The organism is Neobacillus rhizosphaerae, from assembly GCF_050477885.1.
Lineage (GTDB): Bacteria > Bacillota > Bacilli > Bacillales > Cytobacillaceae > Neobacillus > Neobacillus rhizosphaerae_A.
In genome coordinates this window covers 47891-70019 of record NZ_JBCNAC010000019.1, presented here as the reverse complement: position 1 = coordinate 70019, position 22129 = coordinate 47891, and the positions used below count along the sequence as shown (strand labels likewise).

General features: G+C 40.1%; 25 protein-coding genes and 1 other annotated feature. Of the genes, 2 read left to right on the top strand and 23 right to left on the bottom strand.

Annotated elements, in window-relative coordinates; all coding sequences use genetic code 11:
* Window positions 1-124 precede the first annotated feature (124 nt).
* The 3 genes from nadA to nadB are packed head-to-tail and all read right to left on the bottom strand — an operon-like array spanning window position 125 to window position 3618.
* On the bottom strand, window positions 125-1222 hold the full coding sequence (gene nadA, locus ABES03_RS02445) for a quinolinate synthase NadA (RefSeq protein WP_430114841.1): 1098 nt from the start codon (window positions 1220-1222) through the stop codon (window positions 125-127).
* 1 nt (window position 1223) lies between these two features.
* Complete coding sequence (gene nadC, locus ABES03_RS02440; RefSeq protein ID WP_430114839.1) at window positions 1224-2072, bottom strand: carboxylating nicotinate-nucleotide diphosphorylase; 849 nt, start codon at window positions 2070-2072, stop codon at window positions 1224-1226.
* The gene (gene nadB, locus ABES03_RS02435) at window positions 2041-3618 is read right to left on the bottom strand and encodes an L-aspartate oxidase (RefSeq protein ID WP_430114838.1); all 1578 of its coding nucleotides are present in this window, start codon (window positions 3616-3618) and stop codon (window positions 2041-2043) included. Before nadB ends, nadC begins: the two co-directional genes overlap by 32 nt.
* A 153-nt stretch (window positions 3619-3771) precedes the next feature.
* Between nadB and ABES03_RS02430 the strand changes: the two genes are divergently transcribed.
* Together ABES03_RS02430 and ABES03_RS02425 are read left to right on the top strand one after the other, a co-directional pair.
* The gene (locus tag ABES03_RS02430; protein ID WP_430114837.1) at window positions 3772-4902 is read left to right on the top strand and encodes an IscS subfamily cysteine desulfurase; all 1131 of its coding nucleotides are present in this window, start codon (window positions 3772-3774) and stop codon (window positions 4900-4902) included.
* 71 nt (window positions 4903-4973) lie between these two features.
* A complete protein-coding gene (locus ABES03_RS02425; RefSeq protein ID WP_430114835.1) occupies window positions 4974-5513 on the top strand; it encodes a transcription repressor NadR in 540 nt (179 codons plus the stop codon).
* A gap of 32 nt (window positions 5514-5545) precedes the next feature.
* Here the strand turns inward: ABES03_RS02425 and pheA are convergent, their stop codons facing one another.
* The 20 genes from pheA to ABES03_RS02325 all read right to left on the bottom strand — a co-directional run bounded on the left by pheA (window position 5546) and on the right by ABES03_RS02325 (window position 22126).
* Window positions 5546-6403 (bottom strand): prephenate dehydratase, encoded by an 858-nt coding sequence (pheA, locus tag ABES03_RS02420; protein ID WP_430114834.1) that lies wholly within the window; start codon window positions 6401-6403, stop codon window positions 5546-5548.
* Window positions 6404-6471: 68 nt separating this feature from the next.
* On the bottom strand, window positions 6472-6927 hold the full coding sequence (locus tag ABES03_RS02415; RefSeq protein ID WP_309860371.1) for an ACT domain-containing protein: 456 nt from the start codon (window positions 6925-6927) through the stop codon (window positions 6472-6474).
* 26 nt (window positions 6928-6953) lie between these two features.
* Entirely contained in the window at window positions 6954-8243 is a 1290-nt protein-coding gene (gene obgE / locus ABES03_RS02410; protein WP_430114833.1) for a GTPase ObgE, read from the bottom strand.
* 62 nt (window positions 8244-8305) lie between these two features.
* Window positions 8306-8842, bottom strand: coding sequence for a Spo0B C-terminal domain-containing protein (locus ABES03_RS02405; RefSeq protein WP_430114832.1), 537 nt, complete (start codon window positions 8840-8842; stop codon window positions 8306-8308).
* A gap of 208 nt (window positions 8843-9050) precedes the next feature.
* Window positions 9051-9344, bottom strand: coding sequence for a 50S ribosomal protein L27 (rpmA, locus tag ABES03_RS02400; RefSeq protein WP_191269736.1), 294 nt, complete (start codon window positions 9342-9344; stop codon window positions 9051-9053).
* On the bottom strand, window positions 9345-9689 hold the full coding sequence (locus ABES03_RS02395) for a ribosomal-processing cysteine protease Prp (protein ID WP_430114831.1): 345 nt from the start codon (window positions 9687-9689) through the stop codon (window positions 9345-9347).
* Window positions 9690-9703: 14 nt separating this feature from the next.
* The gene (gene rplU / locus ABES03_RS02390) at window positions 9704-10012 is read right to left on the bottom strand and encodes a 50S ribosomal protein L21 (RefSeq protein ID WP_430114830.1); all 309 of its coding nucleotides are present in this window, start codon (window positions 10010-10012) and stop codon (window positions 9704-9706) included.
* Between the two features lie 13 nt (window positions 10013-10025).
* Window positions 10026-10108: a sequence feature (ribosomal protein L21 leader region), on the bottom strand.
* 69 nt (window positions 10109-10177) lie between these two features.
* The gene (locus ABES03_RS02385; RefSeq protein WP_430114828.1) at window positions 10178-11641 is read right to left on the bottom strand and encodes an Rne/Rng family ribonuclease; all 1464 of its coding nucleotides are present in this window, start codon (window positions 11639-11641) and stop codon (window positions 10178-10180) included.
* A 46-nt stretch (window positions 11642-11687) separates the two neighbouring features.
* The gene (locus tag ABES03_RS02380; protein WP_430114826.1) at window positions 11688-12554 is read right to left on the bottom strand and encodes a M50 family metallopeptidase; all 867 of its coding nucleotides are present in this window, start codon (window positions 12552-12554) and stop codon (window positions 11688-11690) included.
* Window positions 12547-13359, bottom strand: a complete 813-nt coding sequence (locus ABES03_RS02375; protein WP_430114845.1) for a peptidoglycan DD-metalloendopeptidase family protein — start codon at window positions 13357-13359, stop codon at window positions 12547-12549. The genes ABES03_RS02380 and ABES03_RS02375 overlap by 8 nt, the downstream gene beginning before the upstream one ends.
* Before the next feature lie 113 nt (window positions 13360-13472).
* Window positions 13473-14276, bottom strand: a complete 804-nt coding sequence (minD, locus tag ABES03_RS02370; RefSeq protein WP_430114824.1) for a septum site-determining protein MinD — start codon at window positions 14274-14276, stop codon at window positions 13473-13475.
* Window position 14277: 1 nt separating this feature from the next.
* Entirely contained in the window at window positions 14278-14958 is a 681-nt protein-coding gene (gene minC, locus ABES03_RS02365; RefSeq protein ID WP_430114822.1) for a septum site-determining protein MinC, read from the bottom strand.
* Between the two features lie 205 nt (window positions 14959-15163).
* Window positions 15164-15682: a rod shape-determining protein MreD gene (gene mreD / locus ABES03_RS02360; protein ID WP_430114820.1), complete on the bottom strand. Its 519-nt coding sequence runs from the start codon at window positions 15680-15682 to the stop codon at window positions 15164-15166.
* Complete coding sequence (gene mreC / locus ABES03_RS02355; RefSeq protein WP_430114818.1) at window positions 15679-16560, bottom strand: rod shape-determining protein MreC; 882 nt, start codon at window positions 16558-16560, stop codon at window positions 15679-15681. The genes mreD and mreC overlap by 4 nt, the downstream gene beginning before the upstream one ends.
* A gap of 58 nt (window positions 16561-16618) precedes the next feature.
* Window positions 16619-17641: a rod shape-determining protein gene (locus tag ABES03_RS02350; RefSeq protein ID WP_335545296.1), complete on the bottom strand. Its 1023-nt coding sequence runs from the start codon at window positions 17639-17641 to the stop codon at window positions 16619-16621.
* Between the two features lie 164 nt (window positions 17642-17805).
* Window positions 17806-18495, bottom strand: coding sequence for a RadC family protein (radC, locus tag ABES03_RS02345; protein WP_430114815.1), 690 nt, complete (start codon window positions 18493-18495; stop codon window positions 17806-17808).
* A gap of 40 nt (window positions 18496-18535) precedes the next feature.
* Window positions 18536-19108, bottom strand: a complete 573-nt coding sequence (locus tag ABES03_RS02340) for a Maf family protein (protein WP_430114812.1) — start codon at window positions 19106-19108, stop codon at window positions 18536-18538.
* A 220-nt stretch (window positions 19109-19328) separates the two neighbouring features.
* Window positions 19329-20399 carry a hypothetical protein gene (locus ABES03_RS02335; RefSeq protein ID WP_430114811.1) on the bottom strand — a complete coding sequence of 357 codons (1071 nt, stop codon included), beginning with the start codon at window positions 20397-20399 and terminating at the stop codon, window positions 19329-19331.
* Window positions 20400-20531: 132 nt separating this feature from the next.
* Window positions 20532-21311: a pilus assembly protein PilO gene (locus ABES03_RS02330; RefSeq protein ID WP_430114809.1), complete on the bottom strand. Its 780-nt coding sequence runs from the start codon at window positions 21309-21311 to the stop codon at window positions 20532-20534.
* Window positions 21308-22126, bottom strand: a complete 819-nt coding sequence (locus ABES03_RS02325) for a PilN domain-containing protein (RefSeq protein WP_430114808.1) — start codon at window positions 22124-22126, stop codon at window positions 21308-21310. The genes ABES03_RS02330 and ABES03_RS02325 overlap by 4 nt, the downstream gene beginning before the upstream one ends.
* Window positions 22127-22129: the final 3 nt, after the last annotated feature.

Below are 22129 nucleotides of genomic sequence, written 5' to 3'. Positions count from 1 at the left end.
TACTCCCACAGGAGTCTACGCTCCTTCCGCTCCAATCAACAGGTGTTTCAATTCAGTATAAGGCTTTAAACAGGCATATAAAAAAGATGCCTTTGCTAAAATGGCATCTTTTTTTGTTTATTTATTATGAATTTTGCAGCATTCTTTCTAGTGCCAGTTTTGCATTTTTGGAAATTTCCGGACTAACTTTAATAATATTTTGTGTTTCTTCCAAGGTATCCAGGCTCCAAACTAAATGGGGCAGATCGATTCGGTTCATAGTCAGGCACGGGCACATATGCGGATTCAATGAAATGATTTTTTTATCCGGATGATTTTTTATTAGTCGATTAACCAAATTCATTTCTGTTCCAATCGCCCAAGCTGTTCCTGACCCAGCATTTTCAATAGCATGTATTATATAACTAGTCGAGCCTGCCATATCCGCTAGCTCGACTACCTCTCGGCGGCATTCTGGATGAACAATGATATTCATATTGGGGTATTGGTATCTTGTATCAATCACATTTTGAACAGTAAAATTTTCATGAACCGAGCAATGCCCTTTCCATAGAATGACTTTTATTGCAGAAATATCACCATCGAACTCCAACTCATTGGTTATTGGATTCCAAATGGCCATCTCGTCTAAGCCTATACCTAAATCAGCCGCAGTATTTCTGCCCAAATGCTGATCAGGTAGGAAAAGAATTCGTTCTTTTTTCTCAAATGCCCATTTTACCATTTTCTCAGCATTCGAAGAAGTTACCGTTGCTCCTCCGTGTGCACCTACAAACCCTTTGATGGCTGCTGTTGAATTCACATAGGTTAAAGGAAGAATTGTGTCGTCAAAAAGTTCCTGAAGCCGTTCCCAGGCTCGTTCTGTTTGCTGGATATCCGCCATATCAGCCATTGAACATCCTGCGCGCATATCTGGCAAGATTACCTTTTGCTTTTCAGCTGTTAAAATATCAGCTGTTTCTGCCATAAAATGAACGCCGCAAAAAACAATAAATTCTGCCTCGACATTTTTCGCTGATAATTGTGCAAGCTGCAGAGAGTCACCAGTCGCATCAGCAAACTGAACGACTTCATCTTTTTGATAATGATGCCCTGGAATAAACAAACGGGACCCTAGCTGTTTCTTTATCTCCATTACCCGACTTTCGAGTTCTTCACGCGTCATCTGCTTATATTTTTCAGGAATCATATTATTTTTTTCTAACGCCGCTAAAAAGTTCACTTTACTCCTCTCCTTTGTTCCAACGAACTTTTACACTAATGTCTAATGCCTTATAAGAATGAGTTAAGTAGCCAAGCGATATAAAATCCACACCGGTTTCCCGGTAATCTGCGATATTTGTTAATTGGATTCCACCTGAGGCTTCGGTAATGATAGAAGGCGGGACTAACTTAATTAATTCCTTAATTTCATCAGGTGAACGGTTATCAAACATAATGACATCTGCGCCTGCATTTACAGCTTCAAGCACTTGTTCTTCCGACTCAACTTCGACTTCCACCTTTACCATATGACCAGCATTTTTTCTGATAGCTTCTACTGCCTTTGTAATAGAACCAGCAAAGGAAATGTGATTGTCTTTAATCATGACTCCATCGTATAATCCGAAACGATGATTAAAACCACCTCCACAGCGTACAGCATATTTTTCAAGCATACGCAGGCCTGGCGTCGTCTTCCGTGTGTCACAAATTTTCGTATGACCACTGTCAAGGGTATTAACTGTTTTTCGAGTTAATGTTGCAATCCCGCTCATCCGTTGAACAAGATTTAAGATGACTCTCTCTCCCTTTAGTAAATCAGCAATTTTCCCTGAAACGTGTGCAAGCTCTTGTCCAATTTCGAATGACTGGCCATCTTTTACAAATACCTGTACTGAAATAGTAGTATTTAATAGCTGGAACCCCGTCTTAATAATCTCTTCACCGCAAAAAATTCCAGCTTCTTTTGCTAGAAAAACAATTTCCCCATTTGTATCATCAGTAAAAATTAAATCTGTGGTAATATCTTGTTCGCCGATGTCTTCAATAAAATATTGCTCAAGTAGCGAGCGCAGTTTTAGTGTGTTCATTGGTTTTCTCCACTCCATGTTTATAATTGTGAATAATTGATTTCCTTAACCACATTTTGTCATCTTCCATCGGATAATCACTTCTAAAATGACCACCCCTACTTTCTGTCCTCTTTAATGCGGACTCAGTAATCAACTTGGAAATAATCAGCATAAAAAACTTTGTCATTTCTGCTAAAGAACAAGCATCTAAATTGATTTCTTCTGGATTGTATTGGTCGATCCAGGCTAATTGCTTCATAAGATTCACTTCATTTCTAACAATTCCAACTCGCTCCATCATTAAATCCCTAATCTGTTGGACATCTGGTAGACTAAAGATCTCTTTTTTAGAAGAAGGATACAATGGCATTGAATCTAAAGATTGAGCTTCTTTTCTGCCTTCATTGATCCATTTTGATAATTGGTCACCTTGATATAATCCTTCTAAAAGGGAGTTGCTGGCTAACCGATTGGCACCGTGCAATCCCGTGCAGGAGGCTTCTCCAATCGCATAAAGTCCCTTAATGGATGACCTACCAATTAAATCTGTTTTAATTCCTCCCATTAAAAAATGGCTTCCTGGAGCAACAGGGATTATTCCATTCGAAATACGGATTCCATTTTCCTCGCAAATCGTTGTAACCGAAGGAAATCTCTTTTCAAATTCCGCAATTTTACTGATATCTAAATAAACCTGGTTCCCTTTTTTTAGAAATTCATATATTCTTTGTGAGACAATGTGTCTTGGGCCTAGGTCCTTTAGTGGATGAACGCCCTCCATAATAGGTGTCCCGTCCTCCGTGATCAGGGTTGCTCCTTCCCCTCTAACAGCTTCCGATATTAATCCTTTTGTTTCACCGTTTACATATAAGAGTGTAGGGTGGAATTGAATAAATTCCATATCCACGATTTCCGCTCCTGCTAAATAGGCCATCGCAATCCCATCACCACTTACCGTTTTGGCGTTTGATGTGTAGCTATATAGTTGACCGCAGCCTCCTGAAGCGATAATGACATAGTTGCCATAGAATCTTCTTATTGACCCATCTAAGGCTTTCGCTTTAACCCCAATACAGCGATTCTTTTTAGTATTTAGGAGTAATTCATAGGCGAAAACATTCTCTTCTACAATGACATTGCCCGAAAGCTGACTGATCAGATGCTCCATGACATTTTTACCAGTAGCATCACCGCCGCCATGAACAATTCTCTTTTCGCTATGCGCCCCTTCCATGCCAAGAAATAGCTCACCCAGTTGATTTTTATCAAAAATCTCGCCTTGTTGTGCCATCTTCTTTATAAGCGTAGGTGCCGCATGAATGACTTGTTGAACCACATCTGAATTGTTGTGAAATCTGCCTGCCTCCAGTGTATCGACCATATGTTTTGTTGGGTGGTCGTTTGCACCCAACGCTGCTGCAATCCCACCCTGGGCAAGATAGGAATTTGCGGTTCTTATCTTTTCTTTTGTGAGTATCCTCACATTTAAATCCAGCTTTAATTGATTGGCAAGCTGCAATGCGGCAACTCCACTTCCAATGATTAATACATCATCTTTTGTCATGTTCTGACCCTCCTGACATAACAGGTGTCTTGACATATATATTTACATACAATTAAACTAAAAACAAGTACTTTAATAGAAAAATAGAAGGACAGTTAACTAGAGCTTTAGTTTCTAAGGCTTTAACCAAAAAATGAGTATAGGAGAATTTTCATGATATATTGTGATTTTGCTGCCACAACGCCTTTGGATCCAGAAGTAGCACAGGTATATACAAAAGTTGCAACAGAATACTATGGCAATTCAAGCAGTCTCCATGATATCGGTGGTCTTTCACATTCATTACTTGAAAATTGTCGAGAAGAATTAGCCCATCTAATCGGGATTGATAAAAATGGCCTTTTTTTTACCAGTGGTGGATCGGAAGCGAATTTTTTAGCGATTGAGGCATTGGTGTCCTCCCCTAAAAAAGAAGGGAAACATATTATTGCTGGAATAGCAGAGCATTCATCTGTCCATGGAACGCTTAACAGGTTAAAAAAGGCTGGATATGAAATCACTCTGGTACCGTTTAATTCAGTGGGACTGATTGATCAAGAACAGCTATTGCAAGCAATAAATTCTGATACAATTTTGATCATCCTGCAACATGTGAATTCAGAGATTGGAACAATCCAGCCGATTGAAGAAATAGCAAAAGTAGGTAACGCTAACAATATCCATCTACACTGCGATATTGTTCAATCCTTTGGTAAAATAGCTGTTAAACCCATCGCACCTTTTGTAAGTAGTTTATCTTTTTCTGGTCATAAAATTTATGGACCAAAAGGGATTGGGGGAGCATACGTCGATCCCAAAATTAAATGGGAACCATTTTTTCCTGGTGCCTCTCATGAAAAGGGATTCCGCCCTGGAACGTTAAATATCCCAGCCATAGCTGCAATGTCAGTAGCCGCACAGAAAATTCACGCAAGGCTGAGTGAGGATACCATTCACTTTCAGTTGTTGAGGAGGAATTTTATCGAGGCCCTTTGTCCAATAAAAGACAAAATTAAGCTTTACCAAGCTGACGAGGAATCTCAGCTTCCTTCTATCATTGGACTTGGAATTAGTGGAATCCAGGGACAATGGTTGATGCTTGAGTGTAATCGATTAGGCTTTGCTATATCAACAGGAAGCGCCTGTCAGATTGGGATGCAACATCCAGCAAAGGTAACTCAGGCACTCGGGCTAAATACGGAAGAAGCAAAGGAGTTTATACGTGTCTCTTTTGGTCAAAGCACCTCCCTTGAGGATGTTGTCCGTCTTGGGGAAACGATTGTTACTATTGTAAAGACATTTTAAGTTGTTCCTTTATTAAATTAAACTAAACTGTGCTAGAATGGTAAAACAGAATTAGATATAGGAGGAATTATATGGTAGAGCAAAAGAAAATATTGGGAGAGGAAAGGAGGTCACTCATTCTTCAACAGCTAAAGGACAGCCCCATACCGTTGACAGGCAGTGAGCTAGCAAGTAGAACAAATGTTAGCAGACAGGTGATTGTTGGAGATATAACACTGCTTAAGGCAAAAAATGAACCTATTATTGCAACCAGTCAAGGTTATATTTATTTACAGCAAAACTCCAATAAAAGTACATTTGAAAGGACGATTGCGTGCAGACATTCACCAGAAGACACTGAAAATGAGCTTAATTTACTCGTTGACCATGGTGTATTAGTGAAAGATGTCAAAATCGAACACACAGTTTACGGAGATTTAACTGCATCGATTATGGTTTCAAATCGTCAAGAGGTTAAACAGTTTATGCAAAACATCCAGAATACTGGTGCTTCATTATTATCTCAATTAACAGATGGAATCCATCTTCATACGATTTCAGCCTCAAGTATTGATGTCTTAGATAAAGCCGAAGCCGCATTAAAAGAAGAAGGATACTTAATTGAATCATAAAAGGACTCGCTACCAGCAGCGGGTCCTTTATTTTAATCTAGTTTTACCATTACTGATGGATAACTGCCTAATAATGATACTCCGCAGCCTAATGCTTCTAACTCTGCCATAGCACCCGGGATCAAAACCTCATCAAGTTTCATTTCAATGTCAATAATGAAAAAGTAATTGCCAATCCCTGTCTTCATCGGTCTTGATTCAATTTTTGATAGGTTTAATTTTCTCCACGCAAACGCAGATAACACCTGATGAAGTGCTCCAGCTTGGTCATCTGCAGGAAGCGTCACCATCAACGTTGTTTTATAATGAGTAGAACCACTTAAGGCTGTAAAATCAAAATCCGCTTCGGTTAAAACCACAAAACGAGTATGATTGTAATCAAAATCATGAATGTTTCTTTTGACAATGGACAGCCCATATTCGTTTGCAGCCAGTTCATTCGCAATCGCAGCAGATTTTAATTCAGGTCGTTCCCTGACAAACTGAGCAGCCGCAGCAGTTGAAGATACAGCCTCGTACGGGATACCTTTGAATTGATTATGTAAGAATTTATGGCATTGAGCAATCGCGTGAGAATGGCTGTAGATTTTGGAGACCTCCATCCAATTTTCTGCATTAGATGGATGGACCATAAGATGCTGCTTAATAGGTAAAGTAATTTCTCCGACAATCGGAACCTGAACCACATGTGTTAAATAATCAAGTGTAATATTAACGGACCCTTCAAGGGCATTTTCAATCGGCACCACAGCAAGGTCTACTTCCTTTGCTACTAAGGCATCCATGCTTTCAGGAATGGTTCGATACGGCATAAGATCAAATCCTGGAAAAACCTTTTTAACTGCGAGTTCTGTAAACGTAGCTTTTGGTCCTAAAAAACCAACCTTCATTCTTCTCCACCCCCAAGAATATAAAAAGAAGGCTGAAAACAGCCAAGCATAATGAACAATCGGTTCATTTATGCACCTGTTCCCAGCACTTCTACTTTCTCTACAAATTCAAGCTTTCTTAACTCAGAAAGCACTTCATCGAATCCCAAAGTCAAGTTCGATGTGTTTAACGACAACGTCACGTTCGCTCTGCCCTGAAGTGGAATCGTTTGATGAATGGTTAAGACATTACAGCCAGACGATGCAACTACTCCTAAAAGTTTGGAGAGAGTGCCGGAGCGATCCTCTAAATGGAAAAATAGGGTGATAAGCTTTTCCTTTGTAATCGTGGAAAAAGGAAAGACCGTATCTCTGTATTTATAATAGGCGCTTCTGCTTAAATCCACCTTTTGAACGGCATCTGCCACCGATTCGGCTTTGCCACGTTCAAGCATATCCTTCACATCTATGGTTTTTTTCATCGCTTCAGGCAACACATCTTCACGGACCAGGTAAAATTTTTTATCAACGTTATCCATCTTCATCTCTCTACCTCGATCTCTTACAGAAACTAATCAATAAACTCAAATTCAAATTCCATCAACTTAACGATATCCCCGTCTTTGGCTCCTCTTTGTCTTAACGCCTCATCAACCCCAAGAGTACGAAGCTGGCGTGAGAAACGGCGAACAGATTCTTCTGTTTGAAAATTAGTCATTTTAAACATTTTTTCAATCTTTTCACCAGAAATGACAAACGAACCATCTGGCTCTCTCGTAATATAAAAAGCCTCTGGGTCTGCTTCGTGCTTATAGAGAACACGATGTACGCCTGTATCCTCTTCTTCATGGTCAAGCGGGAACTCTGGAGTTTCCTCAATCTTATCTGCAATAGAGAATAAAAGTTCCCTTAGTCCCTTTCTAGTAATAGCCGAGATTGGGAATATTGGATAATCCTCTTCGAGACGTTCTTTGAATTTTTGTAAATTTTCTTCCGCTTCCGGAATGTCCATTTTATTCGCAACAATAATTTGCGGACGCTCTGTTAGGCGGAGATTATATTCTTCTAACTCTTTATTAATACTCAAATAATCTTCAAACGGATCCCGACCTTCTGTTGCGGCCATATCGATGACATGAACAATGACTCTTGTCCGTTCAATATGTCGTAAAAATTGATGTCCTAGACCTACACCTTGATGTGCACCTTCAATTAAGCCTGGAAGGTCTGCCATAACAAAGCTTCGATTATCTTCTGTTTCAACCATACCTAGGTTAGGAACAATCGTTGTAAAATGATATTCAGCAATTTTTGGTCTTGCGGATGAAACCACTGATAATAAAGTGGATTTCCCTACACTTGGATAGCCTACAAGACCCACATCAGCAAGAAGCTTAAGTTCTAATATTACTTCGCGCTCCTGTCCAGGTTCACCATTTTCAGCTATCTCTGGAGCCGGATTTGACGGAGTAGCGAATCGAGAATTCCCTCTACCTCCGCGACCACCCTTAGCGATAATTGCACGCTGACCGTGTTCAACAAGATCAGCTAGAACTTCTTTTGTATCATTGTCAATGATTACCGTACCCGGTGGAACTTTAACAACCATATCCTTCGCGTTTCTACCATGCTGATTTTTTGACATTCCATGTTCACCGCGTGGCGCCTTGAAATGACGTTGGTAGCGGAAATCCATTAAGGTACGGAGTCCTTCATTTACTTCAAAGATCACATCTGCCCCTTTACCGCCATCACCGCCAGCTGGACCTCCTTTTGGTACATATTTTTCACGGCGATAAGCGACAATCCCGTTGCCACCGTCTCCACCTTTTACATATATCTTCGTTTGATCGACAAACATCTTATTCCTCCCGACTTGCACTTTTAAACAAACTGATGTCTTACGAAAACGCCTTCAAGCCCTTATAAAGCAGGCATAAATATTTCTACAGAGAGTTCGTTTTCAGTGAATTCCTTCACTTCTAGCTCTAATGGCTTCTTCTGGTCAGAAAGGCATTCTTCAATCAGTTCCCTTTTTAGTATTATCCCGCTAAAATCAAAAAAGAAACGAACTCCATCTGATTGCGGTTCAATTGTTATTGATAAATGATTTTCCTGGAATGCTTCAATTGCCTTATTTAAACATGAAAAAAAGGAGTTTGTCCAACTTGTAATCATTACATCGTCAATTTTTGTTGACTCTGAGTCTTGAAAGACCTCATATTCCAGTTTAAATGAAGGGTTCACCCAATTGGATTTTAATAGTAAGGAAGCAAACAAAGGCATATGTAAATTTGAAAGCTTTGTCTCATGCTGTGCCTCAATCACAATTTCATCAATTACTGCTTTTGCCCGGTCCATTCGATTTAAATCCAAGTTTCCCTTAATTAATTGCAGTTTGTTTAACCAATCGTGTCGTGAGTGCCGCAGCACCTCAACGATATCCCATTCTCTCTCCATACACACACTCCTACATAAATGCGGAACATTGTTTGCTGTTAGTATATCAAAAAAATTTCCAAGAGTAAGCATTTTTATCTGAATGATTTGGTTTGTGGTAAAAAATGAGCTTGACGAAGTAGTTTCCTTGAAGAGTTTTGATGGAAGGTGTACTTTCGCAGCAAAAAGAAAACTCTAACCAAACAGGTTAGAGTTTTCAAAGTAATCCTTAAGCTTCTTGAGCTACTGGATAAACGCTCACTTTTTTGCGATCACGACCGAAACGTTCAAATTTCACAACGCCGTCAACTTTTGCAAAAAGAGTGTCGTCACCTCCACGGCCAACGTTTTCACCTGGGTAAATCTTTGTACCGCGTTGACGGTAAAGAATTGAACCACCAGTAACAAATTGTCCGTCTGCACGCTTAGCACCAAGGCGCTTTGCGATAGAGTCACGTCCGTTCTTTGTAGAACCTACACCCTTTTTAGATGCAAACAACTGAAGATCTAATTTTAATAACATTTATTCCACCTCCTGCTTTTTGAAGGTAATTTTTATGTGCTCTCCGTACGTTTCTTCAATCGATCGTAATGAGACAGCCATTCCTTCGAGAAGAATCTGGATTTTCTCATATACGTCCTCCGGAAGTTCTTCCGGGACAACGCAGCGGAGAAACCCATCTGCCCGATGTTCAAGGTCGGGGGTAACACCAGTCAGTTCGTGCACCGCATTGATAGCACCAACGGACACGGCAGATACGCCTGCACAGACGATATCTTTTCCACGATCCGCGAACAAGGCATGACCACTTAGTTCGAATGATTGAATTTTTCCGGATTCAGTACGATAAATGGTAATACCTATCATCTTTTTTCAACACCTTACGCGTTGATTTTTTCGATGATTACTTTAGTGTAAGGTTGACGATGACCTTGCTTCTTACGGTTGTTTTTCTTCGCTTTGTACTTGAAAACAATGATTTTCTTCGCACGGCCTTGTTTTTCAACTTTAGCTGTAACAGTAGCGCCTGCAACAACAGGACTTCCAACTTTTACAGTTTCACCGCCAACGAAAAGAACTTTGTCAAAAGTAACAGTCTCACCAGCTTCAACATCTAATTTTTCGATGTAGATAGCTTGGCCTTCTTCGACTTTCATTTGCTTACCGCCAGTTTCGATAATTGCGTACATGAACTGCACCTCCTTATAAACTCAGACTCGCCATGTACAGGCGCTCTGCAAATCTGCAGAAATCTTAGTACCTGTTCTGTGCGGTTGTAGCACGGGTGCGCTACAAACATAACATTAAAATCATACATAATTTAATCGAAAGTGTCAACCTATTATTTAGGAACCTTACGAATAATCCATTGCTCGTTGGGAAATCTCCTGAATTGTACCGAACTGCTTTAATTGATAATAATGCCGTTCATAGGGCTGTATAGAAAAATATAATCTAACCTGTAACAGGTCTTCTATTACTTCTCTATGCGCCTCATTTTCGCCTAACAGTGCGTCCCTAACCTCTTGTGTTGTCTCAACTAGAATGGCTTCGAAGTCAGCATGACGATGCTCTAACAGCTCTCTTTCTAATCGGAAAGCGACCGTTTCAGCGCTTAGGATCCGCCCCGTCCCTTCACAAACCGGACATTTCACTTGTAACGCCTCTGAAATGCTTACCTTCGTCTTCTTCCTAGTGATTTGAAGAATGCCAAGTGGAGTAAATCCAATTATCTTTGTTCTTTTTTCATCCCTCGACAACTCTGATTCCATTAGGGTAAGAATGGATTGCTTGTCCTTTTCACGCTTCATATCAATAAAATCAATGAGAACAATTCCACCGATATCACGAAGCCGCAGCTGTCTGACAATTTCTTTAGCTGCGAGCTGATTCGTTTTTAACACAGTATCTTGATAATCCGTTTTTCCAGAAAACTTCCCTGTGTTCACATCAATAATGGTTAGAGCTTCAGTTTCGTCAAATATAAGATAGGAACCATGATCCAGCCAGACAATCCGTTTGAGTGCTTTGTCAATTTCATGCTCTACCTTATTTACTGAGAAAATATTTTCTTTTCCATTGTAAAAAGTAATTTTAAGGTGCGGGTTGTTCTGTTCGAGCATCTTCTTAACAGCCAAATCATCCACCATCACATCACCCATCTCCATGGCAGACACTCGGTCTAGTACCATTTCCATAAAGGTATCTTTTTGGGATAGGAGGCCTGGCTTCTTGAGGTGTGATGCTTGCTGAAGCAATTCCTGGTGTTGTTGACGAAGTACCATCAATTCCTCTTCAATCTCCACTTTTGTACAGGTCATGCTGGACGTCCGAAAAATAATCCCCTCGTCCTCTGTTTTAAGGCTACTGCCTATTTTCCGGAGGGTACTATTTTGCTTTTCATCTGCAATTTTTTTACTGACTGCCACATAGCGTCCTGTAGGCATATAAATCAGATGGTTTCCGTGTATTTCAATAATCCCCGTTACTTTAGGACCTTTTGTGCCTGTTGCATCCTTATCCACCTGAACGAGCATTTTCTCTCCCTGGTGAACAAATGAGGTGACGTTCTGTTGTTTTTCAGCGGACAGTACATACGAAGGCAGCTGATCCCGGTGCAAATAGGCATTTTTCTCCTCACCTATTTCGATGAACACTGCATTCATGCCCGGAAGTACCTTCGTAACGGTCCCAAAATAAATATTACCGACCAGCGATTGATTGCCTGGTCGGTCAATAACGATATTTTCAACACGGTTATTTCTGAGATACGCCAACCTCTTTTCCCGCGTTGTGTAGTTGACAAGTAAAGTTTCCAATCCAGCTTCCTCACTTTTTTCATAGATGCTTCCATTATAAACATAATCAATATAAAAAAAGAAGGTCACTGATCTTATCAGTTAATCGTTTTTCTGTAAAATAAGCATGTAAAAGTTCATTTTCATCTAAAATTCCTTTTTCTTTCCCCGCTGCTTCCACTATAATTGGATGTTTGCAGCCTCGTTGAAATTTTTCTAAAACGTGAATCAATAAATCATGCTCATTCGCCTGTATAGGCTTTAAAGCACTTGGATTGGATTTTTTCCCATAATAGCGTTCTAATAAAAATCTCATAAAAATAAAGCGCCGCTGCTTCCATTCATGGTAAAGGGAAAAAGCGAGGAATGCGATAATAACCCATACGTTTATATGTGATGGAGCAATTAATAGAATTAGGAATGAAAAAAGACCCAAACTTAAAAATGAAAGGATAAGTGTCAGCCTGTGGGCACTCGGAAAGGAGTGTTTTAATGAGAGCAGTAAAAATACCAGCTTACCCCCATCAAGCGGCCAAACTGGAAAAAGATTAAAGATAAAAATCATTAAGTTGTAGTTGATAAAAAGCTGAAATAAGTCTTCAGAAATCAACGAGAATGAAAGTAAGATGTAAGCTGCTCCCATCATCCAAAGATGCTGAAGCGGTCCAGCCACCACCACAATTAATTCTTCCTTTAATGGGCGATTCCCGTGCTCATCCATCTCTGCAACCCCGCCAAAGGGAAGGAGGGAAATTTTTTTGATTCTCCATGAAAAAAAAGAAGCTGCCGCTGCATGCCCCATTTCATGTATAAAAATGATCCCTAGCAGCAAGCACACTTCCAAGAAATGTGCGGTCGCAATAGATATAGCAATGATAATCCACAGTAAGGGGTGGATATGAACATGTCTGAGTAATGAAATGGCTCTATTCAAAACGGATCACCTGGATCGGGTCGATAAAATCATCGCCTTTTTTAATGGCAAAGTAATATTTCCCTTTGGTTTTATCTTCACCCGTTGAAGTAGAAACTGTTCCAACAACTGTTCTCTTTTCGATATATTCGTAAAGGTTTACTTTAATTTCGTCTAAGTTTCCATACCATGTTTCCGTTTCGTCAGAATGCTGGATGATGACGGTTTTTCCAATTCCCTCTTTTACTCCTGCAAAGGTGACTACACCACCGTTAATGGATTGGACTGGGGCTCCTTTACCAGTTTCAATCATGATGCCTTGGCCATTTTTTTCAAAGTTTTCGAGGATTTTCCCCATGGCCGGGACAGAAAATTCTGTTTGGACCACTTCTTCTTTTTTGTCTGTTTTATCTCCCTCTGAGAATGGCAGAAGCGCCAAGGGTCTGCCGAACTTATCTTCGTACCAATTTGAAACAGTGGCAAATTTAAAGTCCTTGTCCATTGCACTGGTCACATAATCTCTTACTGGATCAAAGGTCGTTGTCTGGTTGCGAAACAGAATGGCAACCACTAGAAAAAGGAGGATGGAAGCCAATATTTTGAAGAAGAACACTTCTTTTTTAAATAACGGATGTCCGTCGTCCCCTCCACCATTATTGGAGCTGCTCATATTATTAAAGCCGTATTTGTCATCATCGTCACCAGGCCAAGCGATTTGACGTTCTGGACGTTCTGGACCTTTTGTTGCTGTTGTTGTGCCCATTTCTTTCTTTCTTTTAGCGATTCGTCGCCGTATTTCCTCCGGAGTAGACCGCGCCATTCCCATCAACCCTTTTCCCACTTTTTTGTACAAGTCTATGAGAGAATTTATGAGAGTATGACTGATTTAAATTTTCATAAAAAAAGCCTGTCCACGGTGGATTGTGAACAGGCTACTATTTATCTTACTCCGAAGAACTTCTTAAGTTTGGTGAAGACGCCTTTGTTTACATCTTCTAGTGGCTGCAATGGAATCGATTCACCTAAAATTCTTCTAGCAATATTTCGATAGGCAATCGATGCTTTGCTGTTTGGATTCAGGGCAATCGGTTCACCGTGGTTTGATGCTTTAATTACCTCTTCATCATCCGCAACAATCCCAATCAACTCAATAGATAAATGCTGGGTGATTTCATCAATCTCCAGCATGTCCCCGCTCTTCATCATATGATTACGGATTCGGTTGACCACTAATTTTGGAGGCTCCATATTTCTTTGCTTTTCAAGCAAACCAATAATACGGTCCGCGTCACGTACCGCAGATACCTCTGGTGTGGTAACAACAATTGCCTTATCTGCACCTGCCACTGCATTTTGGAATCCTTGTTCGATACCAGCAGGGCAATCAATAATGATATAATCATAGTCCTGCTTTAATTCGGTAATAAGCTCTTTCATTTGTTCTGGTGTAACCGCCGATTTATCAACGGTTTGCGCAGCTGGAAGCAGATATAATAATCCATCAAATCGCTTGTCTTTCACTAATGCCTGATGAATTTTACATCTTTTTTCAACTACATCGACTAGATCATAAATGATTCTGTTTTCAAGCCCCATTACGACATCTAAGTTTCGAAGACCGATGTCTGTATCTACTAAGCATACTTTTTTTCCTTGAAGGGCCAAAGACGTCCCAATATTTGCGGATGTCGTTGTTTTACCAACGCCGCCCTTGCCAGAAGTAATTACTATTGCTTCTCCCACTTTAATGTCCCCCTTCTAATCTAGTTAAATTTGGCCTTAAATGAATTAAAGCTTGTAATCTATCAACGATAATTTGTCGATCATCATCTATGTAAGCACATTCCATTTCGCGATTTTCGCTAGTTTTGGCGGAATCAGGCGAACGATTGATGCAATCGCTAATTCTAAGCTGTGAGGGTTTCATGCTAGATGCCGCAATCACGGCTTGTTCATTACCGAAACAGCCGGCGTGAGCAACCCCTTTTAAGGTGCCCATAATGAAGATGTTTCCGCCCGCAATCACGGTCCCACCAGGATTCACATCACCAATCAACAGCAAATCACCTGAGGTTTCTAGAACTTGGCCCGAACGGATGATTCTAGATACGGTCATAATTCCCGATTCTGCCTTTAATCGTTCTGCTTCCACTTTCGTGATGACATTTGAGACAATATCATCCACTACCAGATTCTTTTTCTGGCGAATTAAGTACTTTAGCTCTTCTCGTTGTTCTTCGGTTATATACCGATTACCAATTTCAACTTTTACAGAAATTAAGTGTCGGTCATCCTGTGTTCTTAAATTTGCCGAAAGCTTCTGATCCAGTTCTTTTTTTAAATCGTCGTAAGAACACTTATCATCAAGATGAAGGACAAGACCTTCCTTCGTTCCTTTTATTGTAACATTTTGCCGTTTTTTCATGGAGAATTTTCACCTCATAATTAAGAAAGCCGTCTAGAAACGTGCAATTTCCGTAAATACCAAGGAATTTTGCACGTCCTTACGCTAGTTCTGAATCGAAAGTACAGACTATCTGATAATAATTCGACATGATGCGTCCATTCTCCTCTTTTTTTAAATGAAAACTTACGTAGCAAGGAACCTAAAAGTGGAAAGCAAAAACTCATTATTCATCTCGTAATGAATCCAAATGCTTTTCAAACAATCTCTTTAAAGGATAGCCCGCTAAAATAATAAAAGCCGCATTTAATATAAGTGTCGGATAAAAACGCAAATTAAGAAAACTCATAAAATCAAGGTTTGTGACATGGATTAAATAATCCATTTCATAGACACCCACCTCTAATAATGCAACAGCGAAAAGGGAAACGAGGAAGGCAATGATAAAATTCGCCTGCATGATGTTCATGATTTTAGAAACAAGATACGAAATGAATGGATACAGAAATAAATAAATTCCAATGATTTCTACGTAAACAACATCAAACAACAGCCCAAAAATAGCTGCATAAATAACACCTTTCTTTTTCCCTACAAAAATCGTTAAAAACAACAGTGCTACAAAAAGAAAGTGCGGTACAAGGATTCGATCCTTACCCAAGATGCCATCAGGTAAATACTGAACAAAGATACTTTCAAAGATCAACAAAAATAGAAACAAAAGAGGAAGAAGGAATTTTTTCACGATCCTTCCTCCTTCCCACCGGTTAAATCATTTTGCTCTGGCTCAGCCATGAGCCTTTTCGTAACCATCACTGACTTAATGTCATAGAAATCGGCACCTGGTTTAACAAGTGCGGTTTGGTTTAGTCCATACTGATCCGGTTTTACTTCTACTACTTTCCCTATCATTAATCCTTTAGGGAAAATCCCACCTAAACCAGAAGTAATAACAATCTGGCCTTTTTCAATTTTCTCGCCAGAAGGTATTGCCTTCACCTTGAGTAGTTTTTTCTCTTTGTCATAGCCTTCAACAAGTCCATACACATCGGTAGTTCCTTGAACAATTGCGGAAATCCGATTCTTAGGGTCCATTGCACTTAACAGCTGTACGGTTGAACTGAATTGGGTTACACTCTTAACCTTTCCGATCAACCCGCTTGCCGTAACAACAGCCATATTTTTCTTAACTCCTTGTAGATTACCTTTGTCGATAATAATCATTTCATGCCAACGATCAGGATTTCTACCAATAACTGTAGCTGGAAGTGGTTTCAAATCTCTCAGGGTCTCTTTTTCACCGAGAACGTCACGCAATTCTTTGTTGTCTTTTTTCAGTTCTTGAACTTCTGCTTCAAGGCTGACAAGATTTTCAATCCGTGATTTTAATTCTTTATTCTCTTCATATGTATTGGTTAAGTCCTGGAGATTTTCAAAAAAGCCGGCAACATAGTTGGTAGGCTTTGAAACCAGGGATTGAACCCAGCCGGCTGTATCTTTAATAAATTGTTCCGGCCAGGTAAGCTTCTCTCTCTCCCTTAAAGAAAACCCAATCAATGCCACGAGAACAATAATGCTGACAAGCAAAATAATCAGTCGTTTATTCAAGAAGAACTGTGGCATGATTATACACCTCTATTTTTTCTAGATAAAATTACGTCGCCTATAAAAGCTTCCTCTTTTATCTTGAGTCTTTCGCTCTGTTTTTAAATAAATGAATATGATCTAACGCTTTCCCAGTCCCAATCGCAACGCAATCGAGTGGATTTTCAGCAATTAGGACCGGCATTTTTGTCTCTTCACTAATAACCCTGTCCAAATTACGCAGAAGCGCACCTCCACCCGTTAATACAATACCGCGGTCCATAATATCCGCTGCAAGCTCAGGTGGTGTTTTTTCTAATGTATTCTTTACAGCCTCAACAATCGCGTAGACCGTATCATTTAATGCGGTGGCAATTTCTTTTGCCGTGATTTCAATGGTTTTCGGCAGACCTGTTAATAAATCACGTCCGCGAATTTCCATGTTGTCGATTCCTTCCGGTATACCCGCAGAACCAATTTCCATTTTGATGGATTCCGCTGTACGCTCCCCAATCATTAAATTATAATTCTTGCGGATATACGAAATAACGCTATCATCCATTTCGTCTCCAGCCACGCGAATCGATTGGCTTGTCACAATTCCTCCTAAAGAAATAATCGCCACTTCAGTGGTACCTCCACCAATATCAACGACCATACTACCAGTTGGCTCCCAAACAGGTAGGTTCGCACCAATCGCAGCTGCAAATGGTTCTTCAATGGTGTAAGCATCCTTCGCACCAGCTTGTCTTGTCGCGTCAATCACTGCCCGCTCCTCAACCGCAGTTATACCTGAAGGCACACAAACCATAACATATGGCTTTCCTGAAAAAGGATTATTACTTTTTTGGGCCTGACGAATATGGTGCTTCATCATTGATGCCGTTGTTTCAAAATCGGCAATTACCCCATCCTTCATCGGTCTTAGAGCAACCACATTCCCCGGTGTCCGTCCGATCATATTTTTCGCATCATTACCAACGGCGACGATATTTTTCGTATCTGTCTGCATGGCAACTACTGATGGCTCACGCAAAACAATGCCTTTTCCTTTTACATATACGAGGGTGTTGGCTGTACCCAAGTCAATTCCAAGGTCTCTAGATCTAATTCCAAACATAGTGTTGTATCTCCCTTTCTACACATACAAAATGCAAAATAGCAATAGGCAGGTAATCGCCTTACTTATCATGTCTATTTCCTAATTAATTATTGGGCCTTTTACAGGCAGTCCTAAAAAATCATAACTAATATTATATCGTATCGTCAAATAAAACAATAGTGTTATAAATACCCTTTTTCCTTTAAACTCACAAACTTATTTTCACCGATGATTAAATGGTCAAGAAGGTCAATCCCAATAATTTTTCCACACTCGACCAATCTCTTTGTTACTTCAATATCCTCGCGGCTTGGTGTGGGATCTCCCGATGGATGATTATGAAGGGCTATGATGCTCGCAGCGGAGCGTTTTAATGCCTCCCGAAACACCTCGCGTGGATGAACAATCGAGGCATTTAAGCTACCGATAAAAATTGTTTGTTTATGAATGACCTGATTTTTTGTATTTAAATATAAACAAACAAAATGTTCCTGCGAAAGAAAGCGCATATCATTCATGACATACTTTGCTCCATCCTCTGGGGAGCGGATCACATAGCGGTCATTGAAGGATAGGTTGGAAATCCGTCTGCCAATTTCTACCGCTGCTAAAATTTGAATGGCCTTTGCTGAGCCTATTCCTTTAATTTCTGTTATTTCTTCTAACGTAGCCCCTTTTAATAGCCGTAAGCCTTCAAAATGGTTCAGCAGGCGATTCGATAATTGCAGAACGGATTCATCCTTTGTTCCTGTCCGCAGTAAAATCGCAATTAGTTCATGATTGGATAAACTTTGTGGTCCATGTTGAATAAACCGTTCCCTTGGCCTTTCGTCTTGTGGAAAATCACGAATCATCAATGTTTCGGTCGACATCTTTTTCCTCCCTGTATTCGGGAGTTAAGGCACAAAAAGGTTAATACGGTAACTGGTAGCCTGCCTTTCGTAGTTCTCTGATCGTCCTTGCTACTGGCAGACCGACAACCGCAAAATAATCTCCATTTATTTTTTTGACAAGCATACTTCCGAGCTGTTGAATTCCATAGGCACCTGCTTTATCAAGCGGTTCACCACTTTTCACATATGAACGGATTTCGTCCTCCGTTAACTCCCAAAACCATACTTCTGTTTTTTCGTAGAAACGGGTCTTGCTCGTTGGAGACACGATTGAAACACCAGTAAATACTTCATGCTGACTACCTGAAAGAGTCTTCAGCATACGAACGGCTTCTGCTTCATCAGCTGGCTTTCCTAAAATTTGATTATTCGCAACCACAATCGTGTCCGAACCGAGGACAAAGGCTTCTTGATTGTCCTTAAAAACAGCCTGTGCCTTTCGCTCGGCTAACTCCATTACTACCTCCTCTGGGGAGAGAGTGGGGTCAAAGCTTTCGTCTACTTCACTGCTTGAGACTGCGAATGTTAAGCGGAGATTTTCTAGAAGTTCTTTTCGCCGTGGAGAAGAAGAGGCTAAAATGAGGTTCTGCATTCAATCACCTTACCTTTTTTGCTTCATTAGGGAGATACAATTCAATCCTATCAGAAATTGTAGAAGCAAACAATTTTTATATAATTAAATTTTGAAGAAATCTGTCAAATTATGCATTTGAATTTGAATTCTATCACTGTTTATGACGACGAAAAGCCTGCCCTATTTGGACAGGCTTTATGTTATTATTCATTTCCCGGAAAATATGTTTTTTTGTCGATTACATGGAATAGTAGACTGATAAAAAGTTTAATAAGTGCTGTTGGGCTGCACTTAAGCTTTTCTCGTCTTTTGATTTTTGAAATTCCTTAATTTTAGCGTCTGCATCAGTTAATTCCGCATGTAGCTTTTTTACATTCTCATTTTTCAATCCACTTACATTTAACTGCTCGCCTAAAGCTGTTAATGTCTTGGTGGATTCCTCAGGAATTGACTTCGTAACCATGGCGTTCGAAGTTACAATAGACAACGCCTGATAGATGGTAGGTGCCCCTTCTAAAAAGGCCTTTTCCTTCTCAGATACGTCAGCCACCTTCTTTTCATCTACTAATAATGGCTTCGCAAAAACCTCTTTGACCCCATTTTCTTTATACTGGTTACCTAGTGTTTTTGCCGTAGTAATGCTATCTGCTACACCCAAAAATAAAAATTGCTTACCGTCCATTTCCACTAATTGAGAGGGAATTCCCTTGGTTGTGATTTGTTCAGCTGTCGACTTGGCTCCATCCTTCGAAGAAAAAACACCTCCTTGAATAACATTGGTTGTTAATTGCTCGAGAACAGCTGTAGTTGTTTTCCCAGTAGTTGTTGTCGTTTCCGTTCCACCTGTTTCTTCGACCACAGTGGGTACAGTTGCCACCTTCTTACTTGGTTCTGTAACCATCTTCAGCATGAAAATGCCAATCGTTAGACCAATGAGGATGGCAAAGGTCGCTGAAACAAAGATAGAGCCCAGCGGCCTATCATTCTTCTTAATGTTGTTCGAAGAAAAGGATGTGTTCTTTTTAGGACCCTTTTTCTTCGTATTAATAGTAGTGGCAATTTTATATTCCACAAGATCAGTGTCAGAAGATTCAGGAATGATCCAGTCAAAGCTCTCATCGACAGACTCCTGTGCAGCAGCAGTCTCTAAATGACCATCCGATTCTGTTGGGGCTGGGTTTATTTTGATTATTCTTGTCGTTGAGTTCGTGCTGACTTCTGGCTCCTTTTTTGGAGCTTCTTCTTCAAACTTTGTATGTTCTCCATTTAATTTAATCTTAATTGTATTGCCTTTGTTAGGCTTGTCCACTATTCGTACTCCTCTCTTCCGCTAGCTCATTGGTTTCATCCTAACATACAGGCAAAAAAAAATAACAAGACTTTTGTCGTCTTGTTATCGTAGACTTTCGTCAAATTATTTGTAAGTTCGCAGTGTTGTTAATTACGGCTGAGAATTTGCTGTCGATGGAAACTGAGTTAATGGGTTATCCTTGCCTGCAGGTGCAGGTGCATCAATGGTTGGTTGTTCTGCAGCTAAATCAGCTAGAGTTGGCAAATAAAAAGCTGAAACTGTTAGACTATAGCTAATCGGTGCGTCTTCTTGGTTCAGACTGGTAATTTCTTGTCCACCTGAATAGGTAATAGCCTCAACTACCACTAATCGTTGTAAGGATTCCAACGTTTCGATAAATTTTTCTAAATCCTCATATTTCGGTGATTCCACGCTCAACTGGACAGTCATTTTTTTTAATCCTGCAGGTACAGGAGTAGCTGGCTGTTGAGATTGCGCTGCATTTGGATCTGCAGCAGTTGTTTGCGCAGTATTTGTCGTTGTAGCTTGGGCAGCATTTGGATCGGCAGCTGCTTGGTCACTAGTAACCGCAACATCTGCATCCTTACTAAATCCCATAGAAGTAATCTGACTGTTCGATACATTCTCTGCTTTTTCAAGGTCTAAAATAAACTGTTCCTGAAGTGGACCAACAGGAAGTTTTTTCTGGAGCTCCTTTGTGTCAACCGTTGTTGTTTTGGAGGAAGCCGCCTTTTTTTGACTGACAATATCCAACAGCTTTTGCTCTGACTTTAATTCCTGCTGTTTAATACCTAAATCAGACTTTAATGGTGTTAACGAAAAGAATTGTGCAATGACGATGAGTAACACTAGCAAAAGAACTCCGACTGCTACAATCAATTTGTGTGTTTTAGAGAGATAAAGCTTCATGAGCCCTTCACTCCTTCCCCATCCTTGTTGCTATTCTTCGTACTTTTCATGATTTCTTCCTTGTTGAACTTGATTTCAAACTGTCCTGTATAACGTGGAAGGTAGTTGGTAGACTTCTTTATTGTTGAACTAGTTGTTGCAGTAGTAACATTTGTCTGATTGGTTGTAGCTGCTGTGTTGCTTTGTGTAGTTTGGTCAGTTGCCCCAACTGTCGTGTTCTGCCCATCAGCGGTTGTTGTAGTTGTGGTTGTCTGATAAGCACTTGTTGTCGCATTCGTTGATGTTGTTGTGCTATTTGAAGCTGCATTAGCACTAGAAGCAGTAGTTTCTGATTCAGATTGTGTCGTTGATAGTGAGCTAAGACTAGCATCATCAATCCATTTAGACTCGTGTAAACTATCTAAAAAGTAAGCTGCCTCCCTGGCACTATCAAATTGAACAGTAAGTGTAACTGTTCCCGCTTCTGTGTAGGCAAAGGATTGGATAAATCCCCGTTCTGGCAATAACGATGTTAAGTGCTGCATGACTGGTACGGTTTGAAGAGGATAGTCACTTGCCCATTCAATGGCACTTTTCAATTGACTTACAGAACTAGTAGATGCCACTGTATCACTGTTTTGCTGTTCTTTATCAGCTATCTTTTTGGTCATCGTTATTTGTTTGTCTAAGGATGCGATCTCGTCGCTTATGGATTGGGTTTGCCAAAAATAATATCCACCAATGAGAATGAATAACACAAGTAGTCCTGCAATCATTATGATAAAGCTAAATTTTTTCGGTTCCTTCTGTGGAAGCAGGTTAATTTCGACTAGCATTGC

Bases quoted from the DNA above. Each gene is read 5' to 3' on its own strand.
- nadC (WP_430114839.1), bottom strand. From the start codon at position 2,072: ATGAACACACTAAAACTGCGCTCGCTACTTGAGCAATATTTTATTGAA.
- nadB (WP_430114838.1), bottom strand. From the start codon at position 3,618: ATGACAAAAGATGATGTATTAATCATTGGAAGTGGAGTTGCCGCATTG.
- ABES03_RS02430 (WP_430114837.1), top strand. From the start codon at position 3,772: ATGATATATTGTGATTTTGCTGCCACAACGCCTTTGGATCCAGAAGTA.
- ABES03_RS02425 (WP_430114835.1), top strand. From the start codon at position 4,974: ATGGTAGAGCAAAAGAAAATATTGGGAGAGGAAAGGAGGTCACTCATT.
- pheA (WP_430114834.1), bottom strand. From the start codon at position 6,403: ATGAAGGTTGGTTTTTTAGGACCAAAAGCTACGTTTACAGAACTCGCA.
- ABES03_RS02415 (WP_309860371.1), bottom strand. From the start codon at position 6,927: ATGAAGATGGATAACGTTGATAAAAAATTTTACCTGGTCCGTGAAGAT.
- obgE (WP_430114833.1), bottom strand. From the start codon at position 8,243: ATGTTTGTCGATCAAACGAAGATATATGTAAAAGGTGGAGACGGTGGC.
- ABES03_RS02405 (WP_430114832.1), bottom strand. From the start codon at position 8,842: ATGGAGAGAGAATGGGATATCGTTGAGGTGCTGCGGCACTCACGACAC.
- rpmA (WP_191269736.1), bottom strand. From the start codon at position 9,344: ATGTTATTAAAATTAGATCTTCAGTTGTTTGCATCTAAAAAGGGTGTA.
- ABES03_RS02395 (WP_430114831.1), bottom strand. From the start codon at position 9,689: ATGATAGGTATTACCATTTATCGTACTGAATCCGGAAAAATTCAATCA.
- rplU (WP_430114830.1), bottom strand. From the start codon at position 10,012: ATGTACGCAATTATCGAAACTGGCGGTAAGCAAATGAAAGTCGAAGAA.
- ABES03_RS02375 (WP_430114845.1), bottom strand. From the start codon at position 13,359: ATGGGAATGGCGCGGTCTACTCCGGAGGAAATACGGCGACGAATCGCT.
- minC (WP_430114822.1), bottom strand. From the start codon at position 14,958: ATGAAAAAACGGCAAAATGTTACAATAAAAGGAACGAAGGAAGGTCTT.
- mreC (WP_430114818.1), bottom strand. From the start codon at position 16,560: ATGCCACAGTTCTTCTTGAATAAACGACTGATTATTTTGCTTGTCAGC.
- ABES03_RS02350 (WP_335545296.1), bottom strand. From the start codon at position 17,641: ATGTTTGGAATTAGATCTAGAGACCTTGGAATTGACTTGGGTACAGCC.
- radC (WP_430114815.1), bottom strand. From the start codon at position 18,495: ATGTCGACCGAAACATTGATGATTCGTGATTTTCCACAAGACGAAAGG.
- ABES03_RS02340 (WP_430114812.1), bottom strand. From the start codon at position 19,108: ATGCAGAACCTCATTTTAGCCTCTTCTTCTCCACGGCGAAAAGAACTT.
- ABES03_RS02330 (WP_430114809.1), bottom strand. From the start codon at position 21,311: ATGAAGCTTTATCTCTCTAAAACACACAAATTGATTGTAGCAGTCGGA.
- ABES03_RS02325 (WP_430114808.1), bottom strand. From the start codon at position 22,126: ATGCTAGTCGAAATTAACCTGCTTCCACAGAAGGAACCGAAAAAATTT.